Here is a 22,016-nt window from a genome sequence, read left to right as displayed (position 1 = left end):
TATCGTCTTCTTCAATGAATCAAGCAATTCGTGTGGGAACTTATGGAGCAGCTGATGTCGTCGATTAAGGAGGTGATCCAGCCGCAGGTTCCCCTACGGCTACCTTGTTACGACTTCACCCCAGTCATGAATCACACCGTGGTAACCGTCCTCCCGAAGGTTAGACTAGCTACTTCTGGTGCAACCCACTCCCATGGTGTGACGGGCGGTGTGTACAAGGCCCGGGAACGTATTCACCGCGACATTCTGATTCGCGATTACTAGCGATTCCGACTTCACGCAGTCGAGTTGCAGACTGCGATCCGGACTACGATCGGTTTTCTGGGATTAGCTCCACCTCGCGGCTTGGCAACCCTCTGTACCGACCATTGTAGCACGTGTGTAGCCCAGGCCGTAAGGGCCATGATGACTTGACGTCATCCCCACCTTCCTCCGGTTTGTCACCGGCAGTCTCCTTAGAGTGCCCACCATCACGTGCTGGTAACTAAGGACAAGGGTTGCGCTCGTTACGGGACTTAACCCAACATCTCACGACACGAGCTGACGACAGCCATGCAGCACCTGTCTCAATGTTCCCGAAGGCACCAATCTATCTCTAGAAAGTTCATTGGATGTCAAGGCCTGGTAAGGTTCTTCGCGTTGCTTCGAATTAAACCACATGCTCCACCGCTTGTGCGGGCCCCCGTCAATTCATTTGAGTTTTAACCTTGCGGCCGTACTCCCCAGGCGGTCAACTTAATGCGTTAGCTGCGCCACTAAGAGCTCAAGGCTCCCAACGGCTAGTTGACATCGTTTACGGCGTGGACTACCAGGGTATCTAATCCTGTTTGCTCCCCACGCTTTCGCACCTCAGTGTCAGTATCAGTCCAGGTGGTCGCCTTCGCCACTGGTGTTCCTTCCTATATCTACGCATTTCACCGCTACACAGGAAATTCCACCACCCTCTACCATACTCTAGTCAGTCAGTTTTGAATGCAGTTCCCAGGTTGAGCCCGGGGATTTCACATCCAACTTAACAAACCACCTACGCGCGCTTTACGCCCAGTAATTCCGATTAACGCTTGCACCCTCTGTATTACCGCGGCTGCTGGCACAGAGTTAGCCGGTGCTTATTCTGTCGGTAACGTCAAAACCATCACGTATTAGGTAATGGCCCTTCCTCCCAACTTAAAGTGCTTTACAATCCGAAGACCTTCTTCACACACGCGGCATGGCTGGATCAGGCTTTCGCCCATTGTCCAATATTCCCCACTGCTGCCTCCCGTAGGAGTCTGGACCGTGTCTCAGTTCCAGTGTGACTGATCATCCTCTCAGACCAGTTACGGATCGTCGCCTTGGTGAGCCATTACCCCACCAACTAGCTAATCCGACCTAGGCTCATCTGATAGCGCAAGGCCCGAAGGTCCCCTGCTTTCTCCCGTAGGACGTATGCGGTATTAGCGTCCGTTTCCGAACGTTATCCCCCACTACCAGGCAGATTCCTAGGCATTACTCACCCGTCCGCCGCTCTCAAGAGAAGCAAGCTTCTCTCTACCGCTCGACTTGCATGTGTTAGGCCTGCCGCCAGCGTTCAATCTGAGCCATGATCAAACTCTTCAGTTCAAACATCTTTGGGTTTTTAAGAAACCCTAAACTTGGCTCAGCAATCGTTGGTTATTCTTTGATTTCTCGCGGAGTAACTTGTGATGCTGATAATCTTGTTGACTATCAGTCTGACTCCACAAGCACCCACACGAATTGCTTGATTCAGTTGTTAAAGAGCGGTTGGTTAAGAGCTTTCGTCTCAACCGAGGCGCGCATTCTACAGCAGCCTCATTTGCTGTCAAGTGATTATTTTAAGAAGTTTTCAAGGAATCCTTAACAACTTCAACCACTTGCGCTTCCGATCTCTCATCAGCGGGAGGCGAATTCTACAGCGTTACACGCTGCTGTCAACACCTCTTTTTCTCCGCTTTCGACCGAGAAGATCGAATCGTTAATAGCGTCAAACAACACGACCCTACCAACTTCTTCTGGGCCTCGATGAACTGAAGCAATCCGCTGCCTTATTCTGCATAACTCTTTGTTTACCAAGGAGTTTTACGTTTCGACTGCGCCGGAAGTGGGGCGAATTATAGACTTCCAGGATCTGCCGTCAACACTTAATTTGGTTTTTCTATCAAAGTGCCTGCCAACCTTCAAATCCCTCTATATAGAGAAGGTCTCGCTGTCGAATTGAGCAATATATTGCTCAAAGCCGAACGATTAAGCATCATAGCGGCCCCTGATTCTCGACTATGACCTCGGACGAACGCCCCAATGACCACCTCCCCCCGCAGCTTGGCCTCGGCATTGTTTCCTGTCGGCCTGCTGTTGATCGCCATGGCCTCCATCCAGTCCGGAGCCTCACTGGCCAAGAGCATGTTCCCGATTGTCGGCGCCCAGGGCACCACAACCCTGCGCCTGATCTTCGCCAGCGTAATCATGTTGCTCATCCTCCGACCATGGCGCGCCAGGCTGACCGCAAAATCCCTGCGCACCGTGGTCGTTTACGGCATGGCCTTGGGCGGCATGAATTTCCTCTTCTATATGTCCTTGCGCAGCGTTCCCTTGGGCATTGCCGTAGCCCTGGAATTCACCGGACCGCTCGCCGTCGCGATCTATGCGTCGCGCCGAGCGGTAGACTTCCTGTGGATAGCACTGGCGATCATCGGCCTGCTCCTGTTGATTCCCATGGGGGAAGCCAGCAGCGGAATCGACCTGGTCGGCGCGACCTATGCTTTGGGGGCGGGGGCTTGCTGGGCACTCTACATTCTGTTCGGACAGAAAGCAGGCAACGACAACGGCGTCCAGACCGCCGCCCTCGGCGTAATGATCGCTGCCCTGTTTGTGGCGCCCATCGGTATCGTCCATGCCGGCACCGCCTTACTGACCCCGGCATTGATTCCGGTCGCCATCGGTGTCGCGATCCTGTCAACGGCACTTCCCTACACCCTGGAGATGGTAGCGCTGACGCGCCTCCCCGCCCGCACCTTCGGAACACTGATGAGCATTGAGCCTGCTTTCGGCGCACTCTCAGGACTTTTCTTCCTGCAGGAGCACCTATCCCTACCGCAATGGCTGGCCATAAGTTGCATTATCATGGCCTCGGTAGGCGCGACACTGACGATGCGCAATGACTCCAAGCCGCTGGTTCCGGCGGATTGAGTCATCAGTGAAAGTTGCTCTGGTATTTGCTGCGTATTTAGGCCATGTTTAAACTGCAAACGAATGTCATTCATGGAGTTTTTCGACAAGGACAGCACGAACGCTACACTCGAGAGCGAGTAGAGCCGGCTTCAAGCATTATGAAGTGGCTATTAAGGATAGGAATGAAGCGAATTTTGATACTGTTAATGGTCGTGGCTATTGCTGGCTGTGCCGCGACTACCAAGACAGAAGTAAAACGCGGCAAAAAAGGGCTGCATATCAACTGTTCCGGCCTGTCTTCTTCCTGGGACCAGTGCTACACCAGTGCAACCAACTCTTGTGGCGCCAAGGGCTACCGGGTTATCGCCAAGTCCGGTGACAATTCCGAGGAGCCAGGGGATTACCCCTTCGGCCTAAACCCTGCCGGCTATACCAGCCGCAGCATGATCGTCATCTGCAAGTGATCTGCTCCGAGCAGTCACCAGCGACTGCTCATACACATGCCTGATACAACGCCGCCCCTTCGCGGCGCTGCAACTGAATTATTGCAGCTCCTGATTTTGCACCCGGTCAAATAGCCGTCGTGCGCACATGCAACCACGCCAACGCAGCACCGCTGAGCAGCGGGCTCAGGCGTTCACGCACCTCGGCGTGGTACGCATTGAACCACTCGCGCTCATCCGCGGTGAGCAGCGACGGCTCCAGGCAACGGGTGTCGATCGGGCACAAGGTCAGGGTTTCAAACGAGAGGAACTCACCAAACTCGGTCTTGCCTGCCTCGCGGTTCAATACCAGGTTCTCGATACGCACACCCCAGCGGCCAGGGCGGTAGGTGCCCGGCTCGATGGAGGTGATCATCCCTGGCTGCATCGCGGTTTGCGGCGCAGTGGCGGCCTGGTAGGCAATCACTTGTGGGCCCTCATGCACATTGAGGAAATAACCTACGCCGTGCCCGGTACCGTGGCCGTAGTCCACGCCTTCAGCCCAGATCGGCGCGCGGGCAATGGAATCCAGCAGCGGCGACAAAATCCCCTTGGGGAAATGCGCACGGGACAGGGCAATCACGCCCTTCAGCACACGGGTGCAGTCACGTTTCTGTTCGTCACTCGGCGTACCGATAGGCACCATCCGCGTGATATCCGTAGTGCCGCCCAAATACTGGCCACCCGAATCGATCAGCAGCAAGCCATCGCCTTCGATCACCGCATGTTCTTCTTCGGTAGCGTGGTAATGCGGCATGGCCCCGTTGGCATTGAATGCCGCGATGGTATTGAAACTCAGCGACACATAATCGAGGCGACGGGTGCGCGCAGCCGTCAGGTGTTCATCGATGGTCAATTCAGTGATGCGTTCACGACCGAGCGCACTGTCCAGCCAGGCGAAGAATTCACACAGCGCCGCGCCGTCCTGTTCCATGGCGCGGCGGATGTGCTCCGCGTCCGCCAGGCTCTTGCGGGATTTGGCCAGCGTGGTCGGGTTCAGCCCTTCGATCAGCTTGACGCCGGCATCCAGGTTTTCCAGCAGACCGGCAGTAACGCGGGCCGGGTCAACCTGCATGCTGGCGCCCGATGGCACCGCACGCAGTGCATCCGCCACGTCGCTGTAGTCGCGCAACGTCACACCATCCTGCGCAAGCACCGCACGCAGGTCAGCGTCGACTTTACTCAGCGCCACAAACAACGTGGCCTGTTGTTGATTGATCAACGCAAACGAAACAAACACCGGATTAAACGAAACATCGCCACCGCGCAGGTTGAACAGCCAGGCGATGTCATCCAGGGTGGCGATGAAGTGCCAGTCGGCGCCCTTCTCTTTCAAACTCGCGCGCAGTGCGGCAAGTTTATCGCCACGGCTCACGGTCGCTTGCGGTGGCAGATGCGGATAGATCGGCTGGCTCGGCAGGCTCGGACGGTCTTTCCAAACTGCATCGAGTACGTCGATATCGGTCCGCAGGCGCGCGCCGCGCTCTGCCAGCCTGGCGCCCAAGGTGCGCGCCGACGCGACAGCCATCACCGCACCGTCCACCGCCACCACACCGCCTTCCGGCGTCTGCTCGGCCAGCCACTCCAGCGGCCCGGGCTGACCCGGTTGCAGCTTGACCAACTCAATGCCACTGCCCTTGAGCTCCTTGGTCGCCTGTTCCCAGTAACGGCTATCGGCCCAGACACCGGCGAAATCCGCAGTGACAATCAGCGTGCCTACCGAACCATGGAACCCCGACAACCATTGGCGCCCCTGCCAGTAACCCGGCAGGTATTCGGACAAATGCGGATCAGCCGACGGCACCAGCAGGGCGTGAATGCCCTCGCGGCGCATCAGTTCGCGGGTATGCGCCAGGCGCTGGGGAACCGTTCCATGGGTCAAGGGCTGCGTACTCATTGTGTCTCCTGCTAACCACTAATAATTGTTATGTGAAAATCAGACGGCCCAGAACGCCGGTGCGCTGGCCAGTGCGGCCTTGATCAATTGCACGGCCTGGTCGATGTCCTGCTCGGTGGTAAACCGGCCCAGGCTCAAACGTATGGTGCGGCCGGCAGAACGTGCGTCAAGGCCCAACGCAAGCAGCACGTGGGAAGGCGCATTGCTGGCGGAGTTGCACGCCGAGGTCGCCGAAAAGGCGATGCCCGCGCTCAACGCAGCAGCGTTGAATTCACCTTCGCTGAACGTAAGGCTGAGGGTGTGAGGAATGCGCTGCGCAGGGCTGCCATTGAGGCGCACGCCACCGAGCGTATCCAACTGCTCCAGCAGGCGCTGACGCAAGGTCATAATGACAGCCTTCTCCTGCGCAAAAGACGCCGCCGCCAGGGCGAACGCCGCGCCCATGCCTGCAATCTGATGGGTGGCCAGGGTACCGGAGCGCAAGCCACCCTCGTGACCGCCGCCGTGAATCTGTGCCGACACTTTCTGTTGCGCCCGGGGTCCGACATACAGCGCGCCAATACCCTTGGGGCCATACAGCTTGTGCGCGGAAAACGACATCAAATCCACCGGCCACTGCGCCAGGTCGATCGCCACCTTGCCCGCGCCCTGCGCCGCGTCGACATGCAACAACGCGCCATGCTCACGCACACGTGCGCCGATGGCGGGGATGTCATTGAGGGTGCCCAGTTCGTTATTCACCAGCATCAGCGATACCAGAAAGGTGTCCTCACGCAATGCTTCGCTGACGGCCTCGGCGCTGATCAATCCGTCGGCGTCCGGCACCAGGTAAGTCACGGCCACACCGGCTTCCTGAAGCTGCCGCGCGGTGTCCAGCGTGGCCTTGTGTTCAATCTGGCTGGTGATGATATGCCCGCCCGCCACGCCACGCGCCTGGGCAACGCCCTTGATCGCGAGGTTGTTGGACTCAGTAGCACCGGAGGTCCAGACGATCTGCTCAGGTTGTGCGCCGACCAGCTCGGCCACCTGGCGACGCGCCTGTTCAACCGTTTGCCGGGCCGCTTGGCCGAACGCATGGGAACTGGACGCGGGGTTACCGAAATTGGCATTGAAGCCAAGACATTCGACCATCACCTGGATGACGCGTTCGTCCACCGGGGTGGTAGCGGCGTAGTCGAAATACAGCGGACGTTTATTCATGACAGTCAAGACTCGCAGAGCAGGTTCCCGAGAGCAGCGTCTCAGGGGCATCGGCCGGAACAGAGGTCGTCAGGTTTACCGGATCGAATGCCATTAAAGAAGGACAACTTTAAGTAAATGTGCGTAGGAACGCTCCTGAAATTCAGCTTAACAGGCTGAAGTCGTGCCATGGCAAACAAAAAGCCCGAGGTTCCTTCAAGGGAAGCCTCGGGCTTTTTGCTGTGCAGTGCCGACTCAACTGGGACGACCATGCAAAACCACGTTGCGCTCGGCGTTCATTTCGCCCTGGCGATCAAATCCGAAGGGCTTCTGTGGCTGGCCGGTCAGTGCGGCGCGCTGCTGTTGATATTCATCAAACGACAAGCCACGACGGCTCAGCGCTTCCAGGGCCAGTTGCTTGCTCTCTTCGGCCGTGTAGGGACGCAATTCTGGCGATGGATGGCTCGCACAGCCGGCGAGTACGGCGCTGACAATCACTAAGCAAACAGCGAGAAATCGGTTCATGGGGTAGCCCTGCAAAGAAGGTTTCAAGTCAATGAACACAGGCTACTCCCGCCGTTGCGCAGTGAAAAATCACCGTCCGTGATAGTCGCTATCGACCACCAAGGCACCCTCGATAGGAAACGCTATATTTCTTTATGGTCTATAAATATTGAAATACGTTCATTTACGGAATAACTGTATCCCTCTATAAATGACTTGCACAGAACCTGCGCTGTTCGCCACGCAACTGTTTGCCAGGCAACAGCCATTCAACAAATCACCAGTCAGACAACAGCAGCATTTTTCAGCAGTGAACCTGCAACCCACGCCAATCAAGGCCTGCACCCGTTGGTACAGCTCTTGCTCAACAGGTTGCACTCCACCTGCTATGAACCACTGTTGATAAAGGAACTGTTCATGACCCGTCCCCTGAATGTCGTTGCCCTCTCCGGCGGAACCTGGCGCCCGTCCCGCACCCTCGTGCTGACCCAAGCCGTACTGGCTGAATTGACGACCTTGCTGCCGATCCAGACCACCCTGATCGAGCTGGGCGACATTGCCCGGCCACTCGGTGGTGCGCTGTCACGGGATGAGTTGCCCGCCGAGGTCGAAGCCCAACTGGTGGCCATCGAACAGGCCGACCTGCTGATCGTCGCCGCACCGGTCTATCGCGGTTCCTACCCTGGCCTGCTCAAGCATCTGTTTGACCTGGTTGGCCTCAACGCCCTGATCGACACACCGGTATTACTCGCAGCCACCGGCGGCAGCGAGCGCCACGCGCTGGTTCTCGATCACCAACTGCGTCCGCTGTTCAGCTTCTTCCAGGCCCTGACCCTGCCGATCGGGGTGTACGCCACCGAGGCCGACTTCACCGATTACCAAATAACCAGTGAGCCCTTGAAGGGCCGTATACGCCTTGCGGCAGAACGCGCAGCGCCGTTGTTTGCAGCGCACTCCCCCTCTCTGCTGAAAATCGCTTAAGGATTGGTCATGGATGTTTTCTGGTTTCTGCCAACACATGGCGACGGTCATTACCTGGGCACCACCCAAGGTGCACGGCCGGTCACCCTCAATTATCTGAAGCAAGTCGCGCAGGCGGCTGACAGCCTGGGTTACCACGGCGTGTTGATTCCTACCGGCCGCTCGTGCGAAGACTCCTGGGTCATCGCCTCGGCACTGGTGCCGCTGACCGAGCGCCTGCGTTATCTGGTGGCGATTCGCCCGGGTATCATCTCGCCGACCGTTTCTGCGCGTATGGCGGCGACCCTGGATCGCCTGTCCAACGGTCGCCTGCTGATCAATGTGGTCACCGGCGGTGATCCCGACGAGAACCGCGGCGACGGCAGCTTCCTCGACCACAGCGAACGCTACGAAGTCTCCGACGAATTCCTGCAAATTTGGCGCCGGGTATTGCAGGGCGAATCAGTGGACTTCGAAGGCAAACACCTGCGAGTGCAGAACGCCAAGGCGCTTTACCCACCGGTGCAAAAGCCTTATCCACCGTTATATTTCGGCGGTTCCTCGGATGCCGCCCACGACCTCGCCGCCGAACAGGTGGATGTGTACCTGACCTGGGGCGAACCGCCCGCCGCCGTCGCCGAAAAACTCGCAGATGTACGTGAGCGCGCAGCCCGCCACGGGCGTACGGTGAAGTTCGGCATTCGTCTGCACGTGATCGTGCGCGAGACCGAAGAGGACGCGTGGAAAGCCGCCGACAAGCTGATCGAGCACATCAGCGACGAAACTATCGCCGCCGCACAAAAATCCTTCTCGCGCTTTGATTCCGAAGGCCAGCGCCGCATGGCGGCCTTGCATGACGGGCGCCGCGACAACCTGGAAATCGCCCCCAACCTGTGGGCCGGTGTCGGCCTGGTACGCGGCGGTGCCGGTACCGCGCTGGTGGGCAACCCCCGGCAAGTAGCCGAGCGCATCAAGGAATACGGCGACCTGGGCATCGAAAGCTTCATCTTCTCCGGCTACCCGCACCTGGAAGAAGCCTATCGCTTTGCCGAGCTGGTGTTCCCGCTGCTGCCGGAACCCTATGCCAGCCTGGCCGGACGCGGCATCACCAACCTCACTGGCCCGTTCGGCGAAATGATTGCCAACGATGTTCTGCCAGCCAAGGCCTGATCGGCGCAGCGGCGGGAGCGGCATTGGTCGTTCCCGCTTATAAAGAGGAAACCCCGTGACAGCCAAACCCCACAGCGTCCTGCCATCACCGTTGCAGACCGCCAGACTGCTGGCCGCCGAATTCGCCCTCACCGCCGTCGAACGCGACGAGCGCGGTGGCACCCCCAAGACCGAACGTGACGCCCTGCGCCAAAGCGGCCTGCTGGCCCTGAGCATTCCCACCCAATACGGCGGCCTCGGCGCCCGCTGGAGTGACACCCTGGCCATCGTGCGCGAGTTCGCCAAGGTCGACAGCTCCATTGCCCACGTCTTCGGCTTCCACCACCTGATGCTCGCCACCGTGCGCCTGTTCTCGCGGCCGGACCAATGGCAACCCTGGTTCGAACAGACCGCGCGCAAAAACTGGTTCTGGGGCAACGCCCTCAACCCATTGGACACACGCACCGTGGTCAAGGACTTCGGCGGCTGGCGCGAGTTCTCCGGCAAAAAGAGCTTCTGCTCCGGCGCCAGCGACTCGGAAATGCTGATTGCCTCGGCGGTGGATGAAAGCGCCGGCGGCAAGCTGCTGATCGCCGCCATCCCCAGCGGGCGCAGCGGCATCACCCTGCACAACGACTGGAACAATATCGGCCAGCGCCAGACCGACAGCGGCAGCGCCAGCTTCGAACGGGTGCGCGTCGAGGAGTCGGAATTGCTGCTCGACCCGGGCCCGCTGAGCACGCCTTTTGCCTGCCTGCGCCCGCTGATCGCCCAGTTGACCTTCACCCATATGTTCCTCGGCATCGCCGAAGGCGCCTTCGAAGAAGCGCGCAACTACACGCTCACCGAGACCCGTTCCTGGCACAAGTCCTCAACCGAAGACGTGCGCCAGGACCCTTACGTACTGCATCACTACGGCGAATTCTGGGTGGCCCTGGAGGGTGTGCGCCTGTTGGTGGAACGCGCTGCCGAGCTGCTCGACCAGGCATGGGCAAAAGGCCCCAACCTCAGCGAAAACGAACGCGGTCAACTGGCGATTGCCATTGCGACCGCCAAGGTCGCCGCCACCCGCCAAGGCCTGGACCTGTGCAGCCGCCTGTTTGAAGTCACCGGCGCGCGCTCCACCCACGCATCCCTGCGCCTGGATCGTCATTGGCGCAACCTGCGCACACAAACCCTGCACGACCCGGTGGATTACAAGCTCCACGAACTGGGGGACTGGGCGTTGAACCAATCCCTGCCGATTCCGACGTTCTACTCATAAAAAGAGGTGCCCATGCAGCTTCTAACCTTACCGCCCTCGCCCGCCCTTGCGACGTCGATCCGCGCCACGGCCCAGGTCTTCGAAGACCCGAAATCCAGGGCGCTGCTCGACCATATCCAGCAAGTGGCGCCCAGCGAAGCCAGCGTGCTGATCATCGGCGAGACCGGTACCGGTAAAGAGCTGGTGGCGCGCCACATCCACAACCTCAGCGCGCGGCGCAACCGGCCGTTCGTGGCGGTTAACTGCGGCGCGTTCTCCGAGTCCCTGGTGGAAGCCGAGCTGTTCGGCCATGAAAAAGGCGCGTTTACCGGCGCCCTCAGCGCCAAGGCCGGCTGGTTCGAAGAGGCAGATGGTGGCACCTTGTTCCTCGATGAAATCGGCGATTTGCCGATGCCCATCCAGGTCAAGCTGCTGCGCGTCCTACAGGAACGCGAAGTGGTGCGCCTGGGGTCGCGTAAGAGCATTCCGATCGATGTGCGCGTACTGGCCGCCACCAACGTGCAACTGGAAAAGGCCATCAACGCCGGGCATTTCCGCGAAGACCTCTACTATCGCCTAGACGTCGTCAGCCTCGAGCTCAGCCCCCTGCGCGAGCGCCCCGGCGATATCCTGCCGCTGACCCGGCATTTTATCGAAGCCTACAGCCAGCGCCTGGGCTACGGCCCGATCACCATCAGCCGCGAGGCCGAACACAAGCTAAAGAGCTACAGCTGGCCGGGCAACATCCGCGAGCTGGAAAACGTGATTCACCACACCCTGCTGATCTGCCGTAACGGCGTGATCGAACGCGACGACCTGCGCCTGTCGAACATGCGCATCGAGCGCCAGGACGACAGTCAGCACGGCACCGACAACAGCGCCGAGGCCTTGCTGGAGCGCGCGTTTCAAAAGCTCTTCGAAGAACAGGCCGGCGCCCTGCACGAAAAGGTCGAAGACGCGCTATTGCGCGCCGCCTACCGCTTCAGCCATTACAACCAGGTGCACACCGCCAACTTGCTGGGCCTGAGCCGCAACGTCACGCGCACGCGCCTGATCAAGATCGGCGAGTTGGCGGTGAACAAGCGCCGGCCGGGGGAAAACGTGCAGGGCGAGCGCATGCTGCACCTATCCATTTAGGCGACAGTGCAACGCGTTGTCATGGCTGCGCTCGAAACTGCGCAGTACCTGGAACGAACCGAAGGTCACGGCCGTGGCCTGGTGGGCGCGAATCAGCGTCCAGAAATCTTCCTCGCCGTGCTCAAAGCATTGGAACGCCGCTTCGCCGTCCTCGCGGGAGCGCCATTGCAGGTAATTGAGCACCCGCCGCCCGTCTTCGCTGACCTGCACACTCGCGTTGATAAAGCCGCCATGGCCCTGGGCCAGGCGTTCACTTTGGGTGGACAAGGCCGCCACCAGCGCCACTTGTTGCTGGGGTTCGATATGAAACTCGATCAGTTGAGTGAAACTGCGATTTTTCTCTGATACCTGCATAAACACTCCCCTTTCTCTGTAGGCAGAATCTTGTGATTCGATACCACGCAGGGTAAAACCTCTAGTTAAGTCAAGGTCAAGCGCTTAATTGGAGTGTTTATGGTTACCAAAGAGCTCACCGTCGGCCAACTGGCAGCCCGTAGCGGTGTAGCTGTTACGGCCCTGCACTTCTACGAAACCAAGGGGCTGATCAAGAGTCATCGCAATGCCGGCAATCAACGACGCTATCCACGGGATGTACTGCGCCGGGTGGTGGTGATCAAGATCGCCCAACGCCTGGGAATTCCACTGGCAACGATTGGCGAGGCGTTGCAGACGTTGCCGGAAGGACGCACGCCCAACGCTCAGGATTGGGAGCGGTTGTCCGCGCTGTGGCGGGAAGACCTCGATGAGCGCATCCATAAGCTGATGCTGCTGCGGGACAAACTCACCGGTTGTATTGGGTGTGGATGCTTGTCGCTGGACGCGTGCCCGTTGCGCAACCCGGATGACCAGCTCGGTGGGCGCGGGCCGGGGGCGCAATTGCTGGAGCCCGGCTGCCCCCCCTCGTCGGGGCCCTCGGAGCCCTTGATGGGCGTGGCCTATAGTGAAGAGGCCGTGCCTCCACAACCACAATCAAGGAGAACGAAATGAGCGTTAAACCCATTCCCGAGGGTTATCACAGTGTCACGCCCTATATGGGCATCGACAAAGCCTCAGAGGCTATCGAGTTTTACAAAAAAGCCTTCGGCGCCACCCAGATCATGCGCCTGGACATGCCCGATGGCAGGGTCGGCCATGCCGAGCTGCGCATTGGTGATTCGGCGATCATGCTGGGCACGCCCTGCGATCAGATGTCCCTGAGCAATCCGACTGAAAGCACCAGTGTCGCCTTGCATCTGTACGTGAACGACGTAGACGCACAGTTCAAACAAGCCATCGCAGCGGGCGCCAGCGTGGTGTCCGAACCAGAGGACCGGTTCTATGGCGACCGTTCGGGCAGCGTGAAGGATCCATACGGTCACCTTTGGTACCTCGCCACCCGCAAGGAAGACCTCAGCGAAGAACAGATCCGTCAGCGCGCCATGGAAATGTTCAAGCAAGGCTGAGCATCGGGGCCGGTTCGCCGGCTCCTACCCCACTTCATGAATACCCCCACGCCGTAAAAACCCGCTGGATGTGAACCTGAAACATTTTCTTTCATATCCACCTTGGGGATTTCTCATTCTCATCCGTCTTAACTTAGATACAGCCTGTCGCGTCAGCAAAAGCTACGACTGGCCTTTTCCGGGCCTCCCTCGCCCTCCCCTGATCAAGACCCTCTTTCACATGTCGAAGAAGTCACGCTCAAAACTCTGGTTTCTCGTCCATAGCTGGCTGGCCTTGCCCATCTGGTTCTTTGTACTGATTGTCTGCGTCACCGGCACCCTGGCGGTGGTCAGCCAGGAAATCGTGTGGCTGGCCAATCCGGACATCCGTGCGAGCAAGCCGTCGGATGATGCCGAGCCGCTGAGCTACGACCAGGTGATCAGCGCCATCAAGCGGGCCGAACCCCAGGTCATCGTGCAGTCTCTCAGTCGTCCGGATGAATCGCACTTTGCCCTGAGTGTCGACCTCAGCTACCCGGACGGGCGCTCGGTAGAGGTCTACGTCAATCCGTACACCGGGGCGATCCAAGGCATCAGCCCGTCGTTCAACTTCCGTCAGTTCACCCGCGCCCTGCACGGCTGGTGGCTGGTGCCGTTTACCAATGGCTTCAGCTGGGGCTGGTACCTGGTGTCGCTGCTCGGCTTGCCGTTGCTGGCCTCACTGGTCACCGGCCTGGTGGTGTACAAGCGCTTCTGGAAAGGTTTTTTCAAGCCGACCCTGCGTATCCGCCACGGCGCGCGGATTTTCTGGGGCGACTTCCACCGCCTGAGCGGTATCTGGTCGATCTGGTTTATTGCGGTGATTTCCATCACTGGCACTTGGTTCCTGATCCAGGCAATCCTGGGTGACAACCAGATCTCCATCTCCAGCGAGCCCATCGTCCCGGTGATCGCCCGCGAAAAAGTCCCAACCTCAGCCCCCGGCGTGCCTGCGCCGATGATTCCCGTGGATGAGGCGATCGCGATCGCCACCCAACGTATCCCGGGGCTGGAGGCGAGCTTCGTGAGCCTGCCGCTCAATGCCTACAGCCACCTGCAAATCGGCGGGCGCGGCTGGTACCCGCTGATGTTCCAGACCGCTCAGATCAACCCATATGACGGTGAAATCGCCTCGTCGCACCTGCTGTCCGACCGCACCAAGCTGGAGTTCGTCACCGAATCCATGCGCCCCCTGCACACCGGCGACTTCGGTGGCATCTGGATCAAGCTGATCTGGGCGTTCTTCGGCCTGGTGCTGAGCATGATGGTCTTGAGCGGCCTGTTGATCTGGACCAAGCGCACGGCCCTGGCCACCCTCAACGCTCTCAAGCGCGAAGCCAAGACACAACGTGCGCCGGCACCCATTCCGGCCATGCAGGCTGAAACCTCGGAGGCCAAGCCATGAGCAAGTCCGCCAACGCTACCCCGCCTTCGCCGTTGCGGGCCTTCTGGCTGAAATGGCGTTTCCACATCAACGTCCTGCTGTTGCTGGTACCGCTGGGCTTCATGCCCAAGTACTTCGCCGATGCCGCGCTGTTTCGCGGCGACACCGGCATCGGCGAGCGGGTGGCCGGGGACGTACAGGTCGGACCCTGGAGCCTCACGCTAGCCGAATTCCGCAATGAAGGCCCGCGCCCCGACCCGGCCGGCCCGATGAAGTTCTTCAACGCCGCCCTCTGCGCCACCTGCGCCGACCAGGTCAAGGCCACCTACCTGCGCATCGGCAAGCCGCGCAGCCTGCGTGCCGCCGGGGTGATCTTCTTCGGCACCCCGTACCGCATGGGTGCGGGCCTGCCCGTGCCGGAACGTACCCCCGTCGATGCCGAACTGTGGGTCACCATGGAAGGCTGGGACGGCACCATGCACCAGGGTTCCATCCCGCTGAGCCAGGCCTCGCCTGCCACCATTGCCTGGCTGAACAAGCAAGGAGTCAAACCATGACGTTCAAGCGCCTGTCCCGCGCCGCGCTGTTGCTGTGCGCCGGTTTCAGTACCACCGTCCTTGCCCACAACCCAATGTGCGAATGCAAGGAAATCCCCGGCGAGCAGATCCAGTGCAAAGGCGGTTTCTCCGACGGCAGCGGTGCCCCCGGCGTGACCCTGGATGTGATCGGCTATGACGAAACCATCCTGGTGCCCGGCAAGCTCGGCCAGGACTCCACCCTGACCTTCAAGAAGCCGTCCGCCGAGTTCTACGTGCTGTTTGATGCAGGCCCCGGTCACGTAGTGGAAATCGACCAAGCGGATATCCAGCCTCAATGAGTACGACACAGGTTGTTCGCCCCGCCGGTGCCGGCCACGAAACCCTCTACGTGCTGCTGCTGTGCCTGATCATCCTCGCGGTGGCCGGTACGGTGGTGGCGCTGCATGGTGAAACCCAGGCAGTCGCGGCGCTGCCCCGCCATCAACTGGATGCCCGCCGCGACCTGAGCGCCGCCGAACAAGGCATCTACGCCGACCTGCGGGTCACGCTGGATGAAATCCACTTGCTGCAGCAGGAGCAAAGCGCCCTGCCCACCCCCGAGCAACTGGCCGAAGAAGGCTTCGCGCCCTTTGCCCAGGACGCCAGTTCGGTCAGCCGCGGCGACCATCGCTGGCAGTTGTTGGGGAACTCGGCCTACTTGGGACTGAGCCAGACGCCGACCACCAGCGGTTCACTGCTGATGCGCGTACAGGGCAGCGAGCCGGATATCTGGCTCAACCGCAGCACACACCTGGCCGCCCCCTCCGACCTCACTGACCAGGCGCTGATCGCAGCCGGCTGGCAGCAGGTGGTCGCGCAATTCGACGCCGGCGTCACCCGCCAGCACCGTCACTGAACGAGAAGACCGATTGCCCATGTCTATTTCATCGCCCCTGTTGCGCGTGTTTCTGGTTGGCCTGTTCAGCCTGATACTCGCTCCCCTCGCGAATGCCGAGGCGGCCAAACGCCTGCGTATCGGCATCACCCTGCACCCTTATTACAGCTACGTGGCCAATATCGTCGGCGACAAGGCCGAAGTGGTGCCACTGATCCCGGCCGGCTTCAACCCCCACGCCTACGAGCCACGTGCCGAAGACATCAAGCGCATCGGCACCCTGGATGTGATCGTGCTCAACGGCGTCGGCCATGACGATTTCGCCGACCGCATGATCGCCACCAGCGAGCGCCCGGACATTCCGGTGATCGAAGCCAACGCCAACGTGCCGCTGCTGGCGGCCACCGGCAACGCCGCGCGCGGTGCCGGCAAGGTGGTCAACCCGCACACCTTCCTGTCGATCAGTGCGTCGATTGCCCAGGTCAACAACATCGCCCGCGAGCTGGGCAAGCTCGACCCGGACAACGCCAAGACCTACACCCAGAACGCCCGCGCCTACGGCAAACGCCTGCGGCAGATGCGTGCCGATGCCCTGGCCAAGTTGACCGGCGCACCCAACCCGGACCTGCGCGTCGCCACCGTGCACGCGGCCTACGATTACCTGCTGCGCGAGTTCGGCCTGGAAGTCACGGCCGTGGTCGAGCCGGCCCACGGGATCGAGCCGAGCCCCAGCCAGTTGAAGAAGACCATCGACGAACTGCGCGCCCTGGACGTGAAGGTGATCTTCTCGGAGATGGATTTCCCGTCCACTTACGTCGACACCATCCAGCGTGAATCCGGGGTCAAGCTGTACCCGCTGTCGCATATTTCCTACGGCGAATACAGCGCTGAAAAATACGAAGTGGAAATGACCGGCAACCTCAACACCGTGGTGCGGGCGATTCAGGAGTCGGGGGCATGACCGCAGCGCAGCAACTTAAGGTCGCCAGCGTCGGCCCGACCCTCGACTTCGACCAGGTGTCCCTGACCCTGGGCCGCACCGTGATCCTCGACGGCGTGAGCTTCCAGGTGCAGCCGGGCAGCATCCATGCGCTGGTGGGGCCGAATGGCGGCGGCAAAAGCTCGCTGATCAAGACCCTGCTGGGGCAAACACCGCATCAGGGGCAACTGAGCCTGCAGTGGCCGGGCACGCCCGGCACCATCGGCTATGTGCCCCAGGCGCTGGAGTTCGACCGGGGCCTGCCAATGACGGTCGACGATTTCATGGCCGCCATGTGCCAGCGGCGCCCGGCGTTCCTGGGTTTGTCCAAACATTACGCCGCCGCGATTGGCGAGGCGCTGGAACGGGTCGGCATGCAGGACAAGCGCAAGCGGCGCATGGGCGCGCTGTCCGGCGGTGAGCGCCAGCGTGTGTTGTTGGCCCAAGGGTTGATTCCGGCGCCGCAACTGCTGGTACTGGATGAACCGATGTCGGCCCTCGATGAGGCCGGTATCCAGGTGTTCGAACGCCTGCTCAATGACTGGCGCCTGGCCGGGATCACCGTGCTGTGGATCGAGCACGACCTGGAAGCCGTGGGCCGCCTGGCCGACCGCGTCACCGGCCTGAACCGCCGCCTGCTGTTCGACGCCACGCCGAAAGAGGCGCTGACCCCGGAGCGCCTGCTGACCCTGTTCTCTACCCATCCTCGGAGCCCGGCGCCATGAGTTATGAAGCGTTTCGCCTGATGGTCCAGGGCTGGGCCTCGTCCGGTTACCTGCCGGAGGCACTGGCCTATGGTTTTGTGGTCAACGCCCTGCTCGCCGGCCTGCTGATCGGCCCGGTGCTGGGAGGGCTGGGCACGCTGGTGGTGGTCAAGCGCTTTGCGTTTTTCTCCGAAGCGGTCGGCCATGCCGCACTGACCGGCGTGGCCGTGGGCATCCTCCTGGGTGAGCCCTACACCGGGCCCTATGGCAGCCTGTTCGGTTACTGCCTGTTGTTCGGCATCCTGCTCAACTACTTGCGCAACCGCACCGGCCTGGCGCCGGATACCTTGATCGGCGTGTTCCTGTCGGTGTCCTTGGCATTGGGCGCCAGCCTGCTGCTGATCCTGGCGGGCAAGATCAACGTGCATATCCTCGAAAACGTGCTGTTCGGCTCGGTGCTGACGGTCAACGGCAACGATTTGCTGGTACTGGCGATTGTCGGCGCCCTGGTGATGGCCCTCGCGCTGCCGCTGTACAACCGCATCATGCTCGCCAGCTTCAACCCGCAATTGGCGGCGGTGCGTGGTGTGGCGGTGAAGACCCTGGACTACCTGTTCGTGATCCTGGTGACGCTGATCACCGTGGCGGCAGTCAAGGTCATCGGCGCCATCCTGGTGGGCGCGCTGCTGGTGATCCCGGCTGCAGCGGCACGCCTGCTGAGCCAGTCGCTCAAAGGCTTCTTCTGGATCTCGGTGGTGATCGCCACCGTCAGCACCCTGTGCGGGATCCTGTTGCCGATCATCTTCGACCTGCCCATCCCCTCCGGTGCCGCGATCATCCTGATGGCCGGTATCGCTTTCGCCCTTGCCGCCGTCGCGCGGGGCACCGTGCCCAGCCTTAAAGGGAACCTTGGATAATGCGCTCCGTTCTTCAACCTCTGGCCCTGGCCATCGCTTGCCTGATCACCACGCCGCTGATGGCGGCCGACGTGGGCAAACCTGCTGCTCACGCGGCCAAACCGGTCAAAGTCCTGGCCTCGCTGCCGATCACCTATGGCCTGGCGCAGGTGCTGCTCAAGGGCACCGACGTGCAGCTCGAGCGCGCCGCGCCGGCCAACCTGCCGGGCTCGCGGCAGGTGTCGTACTTCACCGGCCGTGGCGCGCCGGCACTGAACAGCCTGGCCCAGGACGCCGACGCCGCCATCGGCGTGCGCTCGCTGTGGGCCGATGACCCGCTCTACCCCGTGGCACGGCGCAGCAATATCCGCATCGTCGAAATCGATGCGGCACGCCCGGTGGATGGCGGCCTGCCGGGCATCGCCGTGCAACCTGGCGTCGCCGATGGCTTGAACAGCCAGCCGTGGCAATCGAGCAACAACCTGGGGCGCATGGCCGATGTCCTGGCCGCCGACCTGAGCCGCCTGGCACCGGGCGCCAAGGCGAAGATCGACGCCAACCTGGCCGCCCTCAAGCAACGCCTGCTCAAGCTCAGCGCCGACAGCGAGGCGCGACTGGCCAAGGCGGACAACCTGAGCGTGGTCAGTTTGAGCGATCACTTTGCCTATCTGATCAGCAGTTTGAATCTGGAACTGCTCAGCACCGATGCCCGGCCCGACGCAGATTGGACGCCTGAGGCGTTACAGAAGCTCAGTGCCGAGCTGAAGGACAACGACGTGGCCGTGGTGCTGCATCATCGCCAGCCGAGTGATGCAGTGAAAGCCGCCATCACGGCAGGCGGTTCAACGCTGCTGGTGTTGAACGTCGACGGCGCGGACCCGGTATCGGAGCTGGAGATCAATGTGGACCAGGTGATCAAGGCACTCACGGTGCACTCACTGTAGGAGCGAGCTTGCTCGCGAAAAACTTGAGGGCGTTGCGGGGAGCCAGGTCTCCCGCGTCATCGTTGACATCTTTCGCGAGCAAGCTCGCTCCTACAGGAAGCCCCCCGATCACACCACATCGACGCCGACATGAATCGCATCATGCCGCCAGAATTCCAGGTCGCAGTCGATCAAGCGCTGGTGCTGGTCATAATTGACCCGGGCGATCCGCAAGCCCGGGCTGCCCACCGACACGCGCAATGCCGCCGCCGCTTCCACCGGCAAAGAGGTCGGCACGATCTCGAAGCGCACCCGCCCGTAATGCAAGTCGTACTTACGTGCATACAACTCGGTCATCGACTGATTCAGGTCGCACTCAAGAATCCCCGGGAAATACTGCGGGTTCAGGTAGTGCTCCACATACAACACCAGCCGCCCGTCAATCCGCCGTCCCCGGCAAATCTGGATCACCCTGGACAACGCCGGCAGCTGCAACCACGCACACACCGCGGCCGAGGCCGGCTGCAGCCGCGCACTGATCACTTCGGTGGATGCCACCCGCCCCTGGTCGTTGACCATGGCGTGAAAGTGGCTGCGCTGCATCAGGTTGTAGGCCAGGCGTGGCGGCGAAACGAACCAGCCCCGGCGCTCCTCGCGATAAATCTGCCCTTGGGCCTCCAGTTGTAACAAGGCTTCCCGCACGGTAATTCGAGTGGTACCAAACAACTCGCTGAGCTTGCGCTCGGCGGGCAGCTTGCTTGCAGGCGGCAACAGGCCGTGGTCGATCTGCTCTTGCAGCGCCAGCCCGATGGATGTCACCGCCTTGATTGCCTCATCACGCATCAATGTTACCTATCTGGACTAGACCAGCACTGTTCAGGTGCACAAACCGCTGCATAAGTGGGCTTGCACGACTGCTTGCCAGCCTAGGCACTCCTGATGACCGACAGATGACAGTCCCTGTCCCGTCCCTGCACCACACCCTGCAATACATCGGCCAAGTCCAGTCGCTGCGGGCATTTGAGCATGGTCTACGCTAAGTCTTCGCCGAGCGACATCAAGGCTTTAAAAACGACATCGACATGAAACTGTCATCCATCGCGTCTAGATTGGCTCAGGTATTGCTCTGACCTAGACCAACAACACCGTAGAAAACACCGCCGCGTTGAAAACGCCCAAAGGAGCTTCGGATGAAACAGCTTTTCCTGGCATCACTGTTAGGCTCGACCATTGCCATGTGCACCGCCGCCATGGCCGCTGATACCGATCTAAAAACCTTGGAAGCCGCCGCGAAGGCGGAAGGTGCCGTCAACAGCGTCGGCATGCCCGATGACTGGGCCAACTGGAAAGGCACCTGGGAAGACCTGGCCAAGACCTACGGCCTCAAGCACATCGACACCGACATGAGTTCGGCCCAGGAAATCGCCAAGTTCAAGGCCGAAAAAGACAACGCCAGCGCCGACATCGGCGACGTAGGCGCCGCCTTCGGCCCGATCGCGGTGAAGCAGGAAGTGACCCAGCCGTACAAGCCGTCCAACTGGGCTTCGGTGCCGGATTGGGCGAAAGACAAAGACGGTCATTGGGCCCTGGCCTACACCGGCACCATCGCGTTCATCGTCAACAAGAAGCTGCTGCACGGTTCCGAAGTCCCTACCAGTTGGGCTGACCTGCAAACCGGCAAATACAAAGTCTCGGTGGGTGACGTGAGCACTGCGGCCCAGGCCTCCAACGCCGTACTCGCCGCCGCCATCGCCAATAAAGGCGATGAAAAGAACATCGCCCCCGGCCTGCAATTCTTCACCAAGATCGCCCAGCAAGGTCGCCTCGGCCTGTCCAACCCGACCATCGCCACCATGGAAAAAGGCGAAGTCGAAGTGGGTATCGTCTGGGACTTCAACGGCCTGAGCTACAAAGCCAAGATGGCCAACCCGGATGACTACGTGGTGCTGATCCCATCGGACGGCTCGGTGAAATCCGGCTATACCACCATCATCAACAAATACGCCAAGCACCCGAACGCCGCCAAGCTGACCCGCGAATACATCTTCAGCGACGCCGGCCAACTCAACCTGGCCCGTGGCAACGCACGTCCGATCCGTGCCGAAACCGACCTGAAGCTGCCGGCCGACATCGCCAAGAACCTGATCCCGGGCGAGCAGTACACCAAGGCCAACCCGCAGCCGATCAAGGATGCCGATGCCTGGGAAGCGACTTCCAAGAAGCTGCCACAGTTGTGGAACGAGCAGGTCATCGTAGAAATGAAGTAAGCCTGTCGCCCACATTGGAAATCCACTGGAGATCCAATGTGGGAGGGGGCTTGCCCTAATGCCAGTCAGTTAAGGCTTTTTGTAGGAGCGAGCTTGCTCGCGAAAAACTCACAGGCGCCGCGTTCATTCAGGAAGCACGCGTTATCGTTGACGTTTTTCGCGAGCAAGCTCGCTCCTACAGGAGGCGATGTACGCTTAACTGACTGGCATTAGGGCTTGCCCCCTCCCACACTTTTGACCTCGTTCCTCCAGGGGAATTGAGTCAAGTCTA

21 protein-coding genes, 1 rRNA gene and 2 pseudogenes are annotated in these 22,016 nt (G+C 60.6%); 17 read left to right on the top strand and 7 right to left on the bottom strand.

All coding sequences use genetic code 11. The annotated features are described in order from the left end of the window. Nucleotides 1–65: 65 nt before the first annotated feature. Nucleotides 66–1,602 (bottom strand): 16S ribosomal RNA (locus tag BFQ01_RS05885). 696 nt (nt 1,603–2,298) lie between these two features. Here BFQ01_RS05885 and rhtA point away from each other — a divergent pair. Together rhtA and BFQ01_RS05875 are read left to right on the top strand one after the other, a co-directional pair. Further along, nucleotides 2,299–3,186 (top strand): threonine/homoserine exporter RhtA, encoded by an 888-nt coding sequence (gene rhtA / locus BFQ01_RS05880; RefSeq protein ID WP_027607139.1) that lies wholly within the window; start codon nt 2,299–2,301, stop codon nt 3,184–3,186. A gap of 164 nt (nt 3,187–3,350) precedes the next feature. Next, nucleotides 3,351–3,632 carry a hypothetical protein gene (locus tag BFQ01_RS05875; RefSeq protein WP_027607138.1) on the top strand — a complete coding sequence of 94 codons (282 nt, stop codon included), beginning with the start codon at nt 3,351–3,353 and terminating at the stop codon, nt 3,630–3,632. Between the two features lie 106 nt (nt 3,633–3,738). Here the strand turns inward: BFQ01_RS05875 and BFQ01_RS05870 are convergent, their stop codons facing one another. The 3 genes from BFQ01_RS05870 to BFQ01_RS05860 form a co-directional block, all read right to left on the bottom strand. Beyond that, the gene (locus BFQ01_RS05870) at nt 3,739–5,547 is read right to left on the bottom strand and encodes an aminopeptidase P family protein (RefSeq protein ID WP_065924546.1); all 1,809 of its coding nucleotides are present in this window, start codon (nt 5,545–5,547) and stop codon (nt 3,739–3,741) included. A 39-nt stretch (nt 5,548–5,586) separates the two neighbouring features. Then, a complete protein-coding gene (locus BFQ01_RS05865; protein ID WP_065924545.1) occupies nt 5,587–6,747 on the bottom strand; it encodes a cysteine desulfurase family protein in 1,161 nt (386 codons plus the stop codon). 234 nt (nt 6,748–6,981) lie between these two features. Then, a complete protein-coding gene (locus BFQ01_RS05860; protein WP_065924558.1) occupies nt 6,982–7,251 on the bottom strand; it encodes a hypothetical protein in 270 nt (89 codons plus the stop codon). 396 nt (nt 7,252–7,647) lie between these two features. Here BFQ01_RS05860 and msuE point away from each other — a divergent pair, with 396 nt between their 5' ends. From msuE to BFQ01_RS05840, 4 genes are read left to right on the top strand one after another with little or no spacing between them, the layout of a single operon-like run. After that, nucleotides 7,648–8,211: an FMN reductase gene (gene msuE / locus BFQ01_RS05855; protein ID WP_065924544.1), complete on the top strand. Its 564-nt coding sequence runs from the start codon at nt 7,648–7,650 to the stop codon at nt 8,209–8,211. A gap of 9 nt (nt 8,212–8,220) precedes the next feature. Further along, complete coding sequence (gene ssuD / locus BFQ01_RS05850; RefSeq protein WP_065924543.1) at nt 8,221–9,360, top strand: FMNH2-dependent alkanesulfonate monooxygenase; 1,140 nt, start codon at nt 8,221–8,223, stop codon at nt 9,358–9,360. Nucleotides 9,361–9,415: 55 nt separating this feature from the next. Next, entirely contained in the window at nt 9,416–10,603 is a 1,188-nt protein-coding gene (locus BFQ01_RS05845) for an acyl-CoA dehydrogenase family protein (RefSeq protein ID WP_065924542.1), read from the top strand. Nucleotides 10,604–10,615: 12 nt separating this feature from the next. After that, the gene (locus BFQ01_RS05840) at nt 10,616–11,719 is read left to right on the top strand and encodes a sigma-54 interaction domain-containing protein (RefSeq protein ID WP_065924541.1); all 1,104 of its coding nucleotides are present in this window, start codon (nt 10,616–10,618) and stop codon (nt 11,717–11,719) included. Here the strand turns inward: BFQ01_RS05840 and BFQ01_RS05835 are convergent. Then, entirely contained in the window at nt 11,708–12,073 is a 366-nt protein-coding gene (locus BFQ01_RS05835; RefSeq protein WP_065924540.1) for an antibiotic biosynthesis monooxygenase, read from the bottom strand. The two genes, BFQ01_RS05840 and BFQ01_RS05835, sit on opposite strands and share 12 nt — an antisense overlap. A gap of 99 nt (nt 12,074–12,172) precedes the next feature. On the opposite strand from BFQ01_RS05835, the pseudogene soxR reads away from it, so the two are divergent. From soxR to BFQ01_RS05785, 10 genes and pseudogenes are all read left to right on the top strand, one after another. After that, nucleotides 12,173–12,607 (top strand): annotated as a pseudogene (gene soxR / locus BFQ01_RS05830) (redox-sensitive transcriptional activator SoxR); the annotation flags it as partial. A 95-nt stretch (nt 12,608–12,702) separates the two neighbouring features. Beyond that, a complete protein-coding gene (locus BFQ01_RS05825; protein ID WP_065924539.1) occupies nt 12,703–13,161 on the top strand; it encodes a VOC family protein in 459 nt (152 codons plus the stop codon). A 220-nt stretch (nt 13,162–13,381) separates the two neighbouring features. Continuing rightward, nucleotides 13,382–14,584, top strand: a complete 1,203-nt coding sequence (locus BFQ01_RS05820) for a PepSY-associated TM helix domain-containing protein (RefSeq protein ID WP_065924538.1) — start codon at nt 13,382–13,384, stop codon at nt 14,582–14,584. Then, on the top strand, nt 14,581–15,120 hold the full coding sequence (locus BFQ01_RS05815; RefSeq protein ID WP_027607126.1) for a hypothetical protein: 540 nt from the start codon (nt 14,581–14,583) through the stop codon (nt 15,118–15,120). Before BFQ01_RS05820 ends, BFQ01_RS05815 begins: the two co-directional genes overlap by 4 nt. Continuing rightward, nucleotides 15,117–15,440, top strand: a complete 324-nt coding sequence (locus BFQ01_RS05810; RefSeq protein ID WP_065924537.1) for a hypothetical protein — start codon at nt 15,117–15,119, stop codon at nt 15,438–15,440. Before BFQ01_RS05815 ends, BFQ01_RS05810 begins: the two co-directional genes overlap by 4 nt. Then, nucleotides 15,437–15,997 (top strand): DUF6162 family protein, encoded by a 561-nt coding sequence (locus BFQ01_RS05805; protein ID WP_065924536.1) that lies wholly within the window; start codon nt 15,437–15,439, stop codon nt 15,995–15,997. The genes BFQ01_RS05810 and BFQ01_RS05805 overlap by 4 nt, the downstream gene beginning before the upstream one ends. Nucleotides 15,998–16,016: 19 nt before the next feature. Beyond that, a complete protein-coding gene (locus tag BFQ01_RS05800) occupies nt 16,017–16,937 on the top strand; it encodes a metal ABC transporter substrate-binding protein (protein WP_065924535.1) in 921 nt (306 codons plus the stop codon). Further along, nucleotides 16,934–17,680 carry a metal ABC transporter ATP-binding protein gene (locus BFQ01_RS05795; protein WP_027607122.1) on the top strand — a complete coding sequence of 249 codons (747 nt, stop codon included), beginning with the start codon at nt 16,934–16,936 and terminating at the stop codon, nt 17,678–17,680. Before BFQ01_RS05800 ends, BFQ01_RS05795 begins: the two co-directional genes overlap by 4 nt. Then, on the top strand, nt 17,677–18,576 hold the full coding sequence (locus BFQ01_RS05790; protein ID WP_027607121.1) for a metal ABC transporter permease: 900 nt from the start codon (nt 17,677–17,679) through the stop codon (nt 18,574–18,576). Before BFQ01_RS05795 ends, BFQ01_RS05790 begins: the two co-directional genes overlap by 4 nt. After that, on the top strand, nt 18,576–19,499 hold the full coding sequence (locus tag BFQ01_RS05785) for a metal ABC transporter solute-binding protein, Zn/Mn family (protein WP_065924534.1): 924 nt from the start codon (nt 18,576–18,578) through the stop codon (nt 19,497–19,499). Before BFQ01_RS05790 ends, BFQ01_RS05785 begins: the two co-directional genes overlap by 1 nt. On the opposite strand, the pseudogene BFQ01_RS33280 reads toward BFQ01_RS05785, so the two are convergent. Together BFQ01_RS33280 and BFQ01_RS05780 are read right to left on the bottom strand one after the other, a co-directional pair. Next, nucleotides 19,492–19,611, bottom strand: a pseudogene (locus tag BFQ01_RS33280) (outer membrane lipoprotein carrier protein LolA); the annotation flags it as partial. The gene BFQ01_RS05785 and the pseudogene BFQ01_RS33280 overlap by 8 nt on opposite strands. Beyond that, a complete protein-coding gene (locus BFQ01_RS05780; protein ID WP_065924533.1) occupies nt 19,608–20,321 on the bottom strand; it encodes a UTRA domain-containing protein in 714 nt (237 codons plus the stop codon). The gene BFQ01_RS05780 and the pseudogene BFQ01_RS33280, both read right to left, overlap by 4 nt. Before the next feature lie 347 nt (nt 20,322–20,668). On the opposite strand from BFQ01_RS05780, the gene BFQ01_RS05775 reads away from it, so the two are divergent. Then, a complete protein-coding gene (locus tag BFQ01_RS05775) occupies nt 20,669–21,745 on the top strand; it encodes an ABC transporter substrate-binding protein (RefSeq protein ID WP_027607118.1) in 1,077 nt (358 codons plus the stop codon). Nucleotides 21,746–22,016 lie beyond the last annotated feature (271 nt).

The organism is Pseudomonas sp. 8 R 14 (assembly GCF_900005955.1).
Classification (GTDB): domain Bacteria; phylum Pseudomonadota; class Gammaproteobacteria; order Pseudomonadales; family Pseudomonadaceae; genus Aquipseudomonas; species Aquipseudomonas marginalis.
The sequence above is the reverse complement of the archived record's forward strand: the minus strand, read 5'-3'. Positions and strand labels throughout refer to the sequence as shown.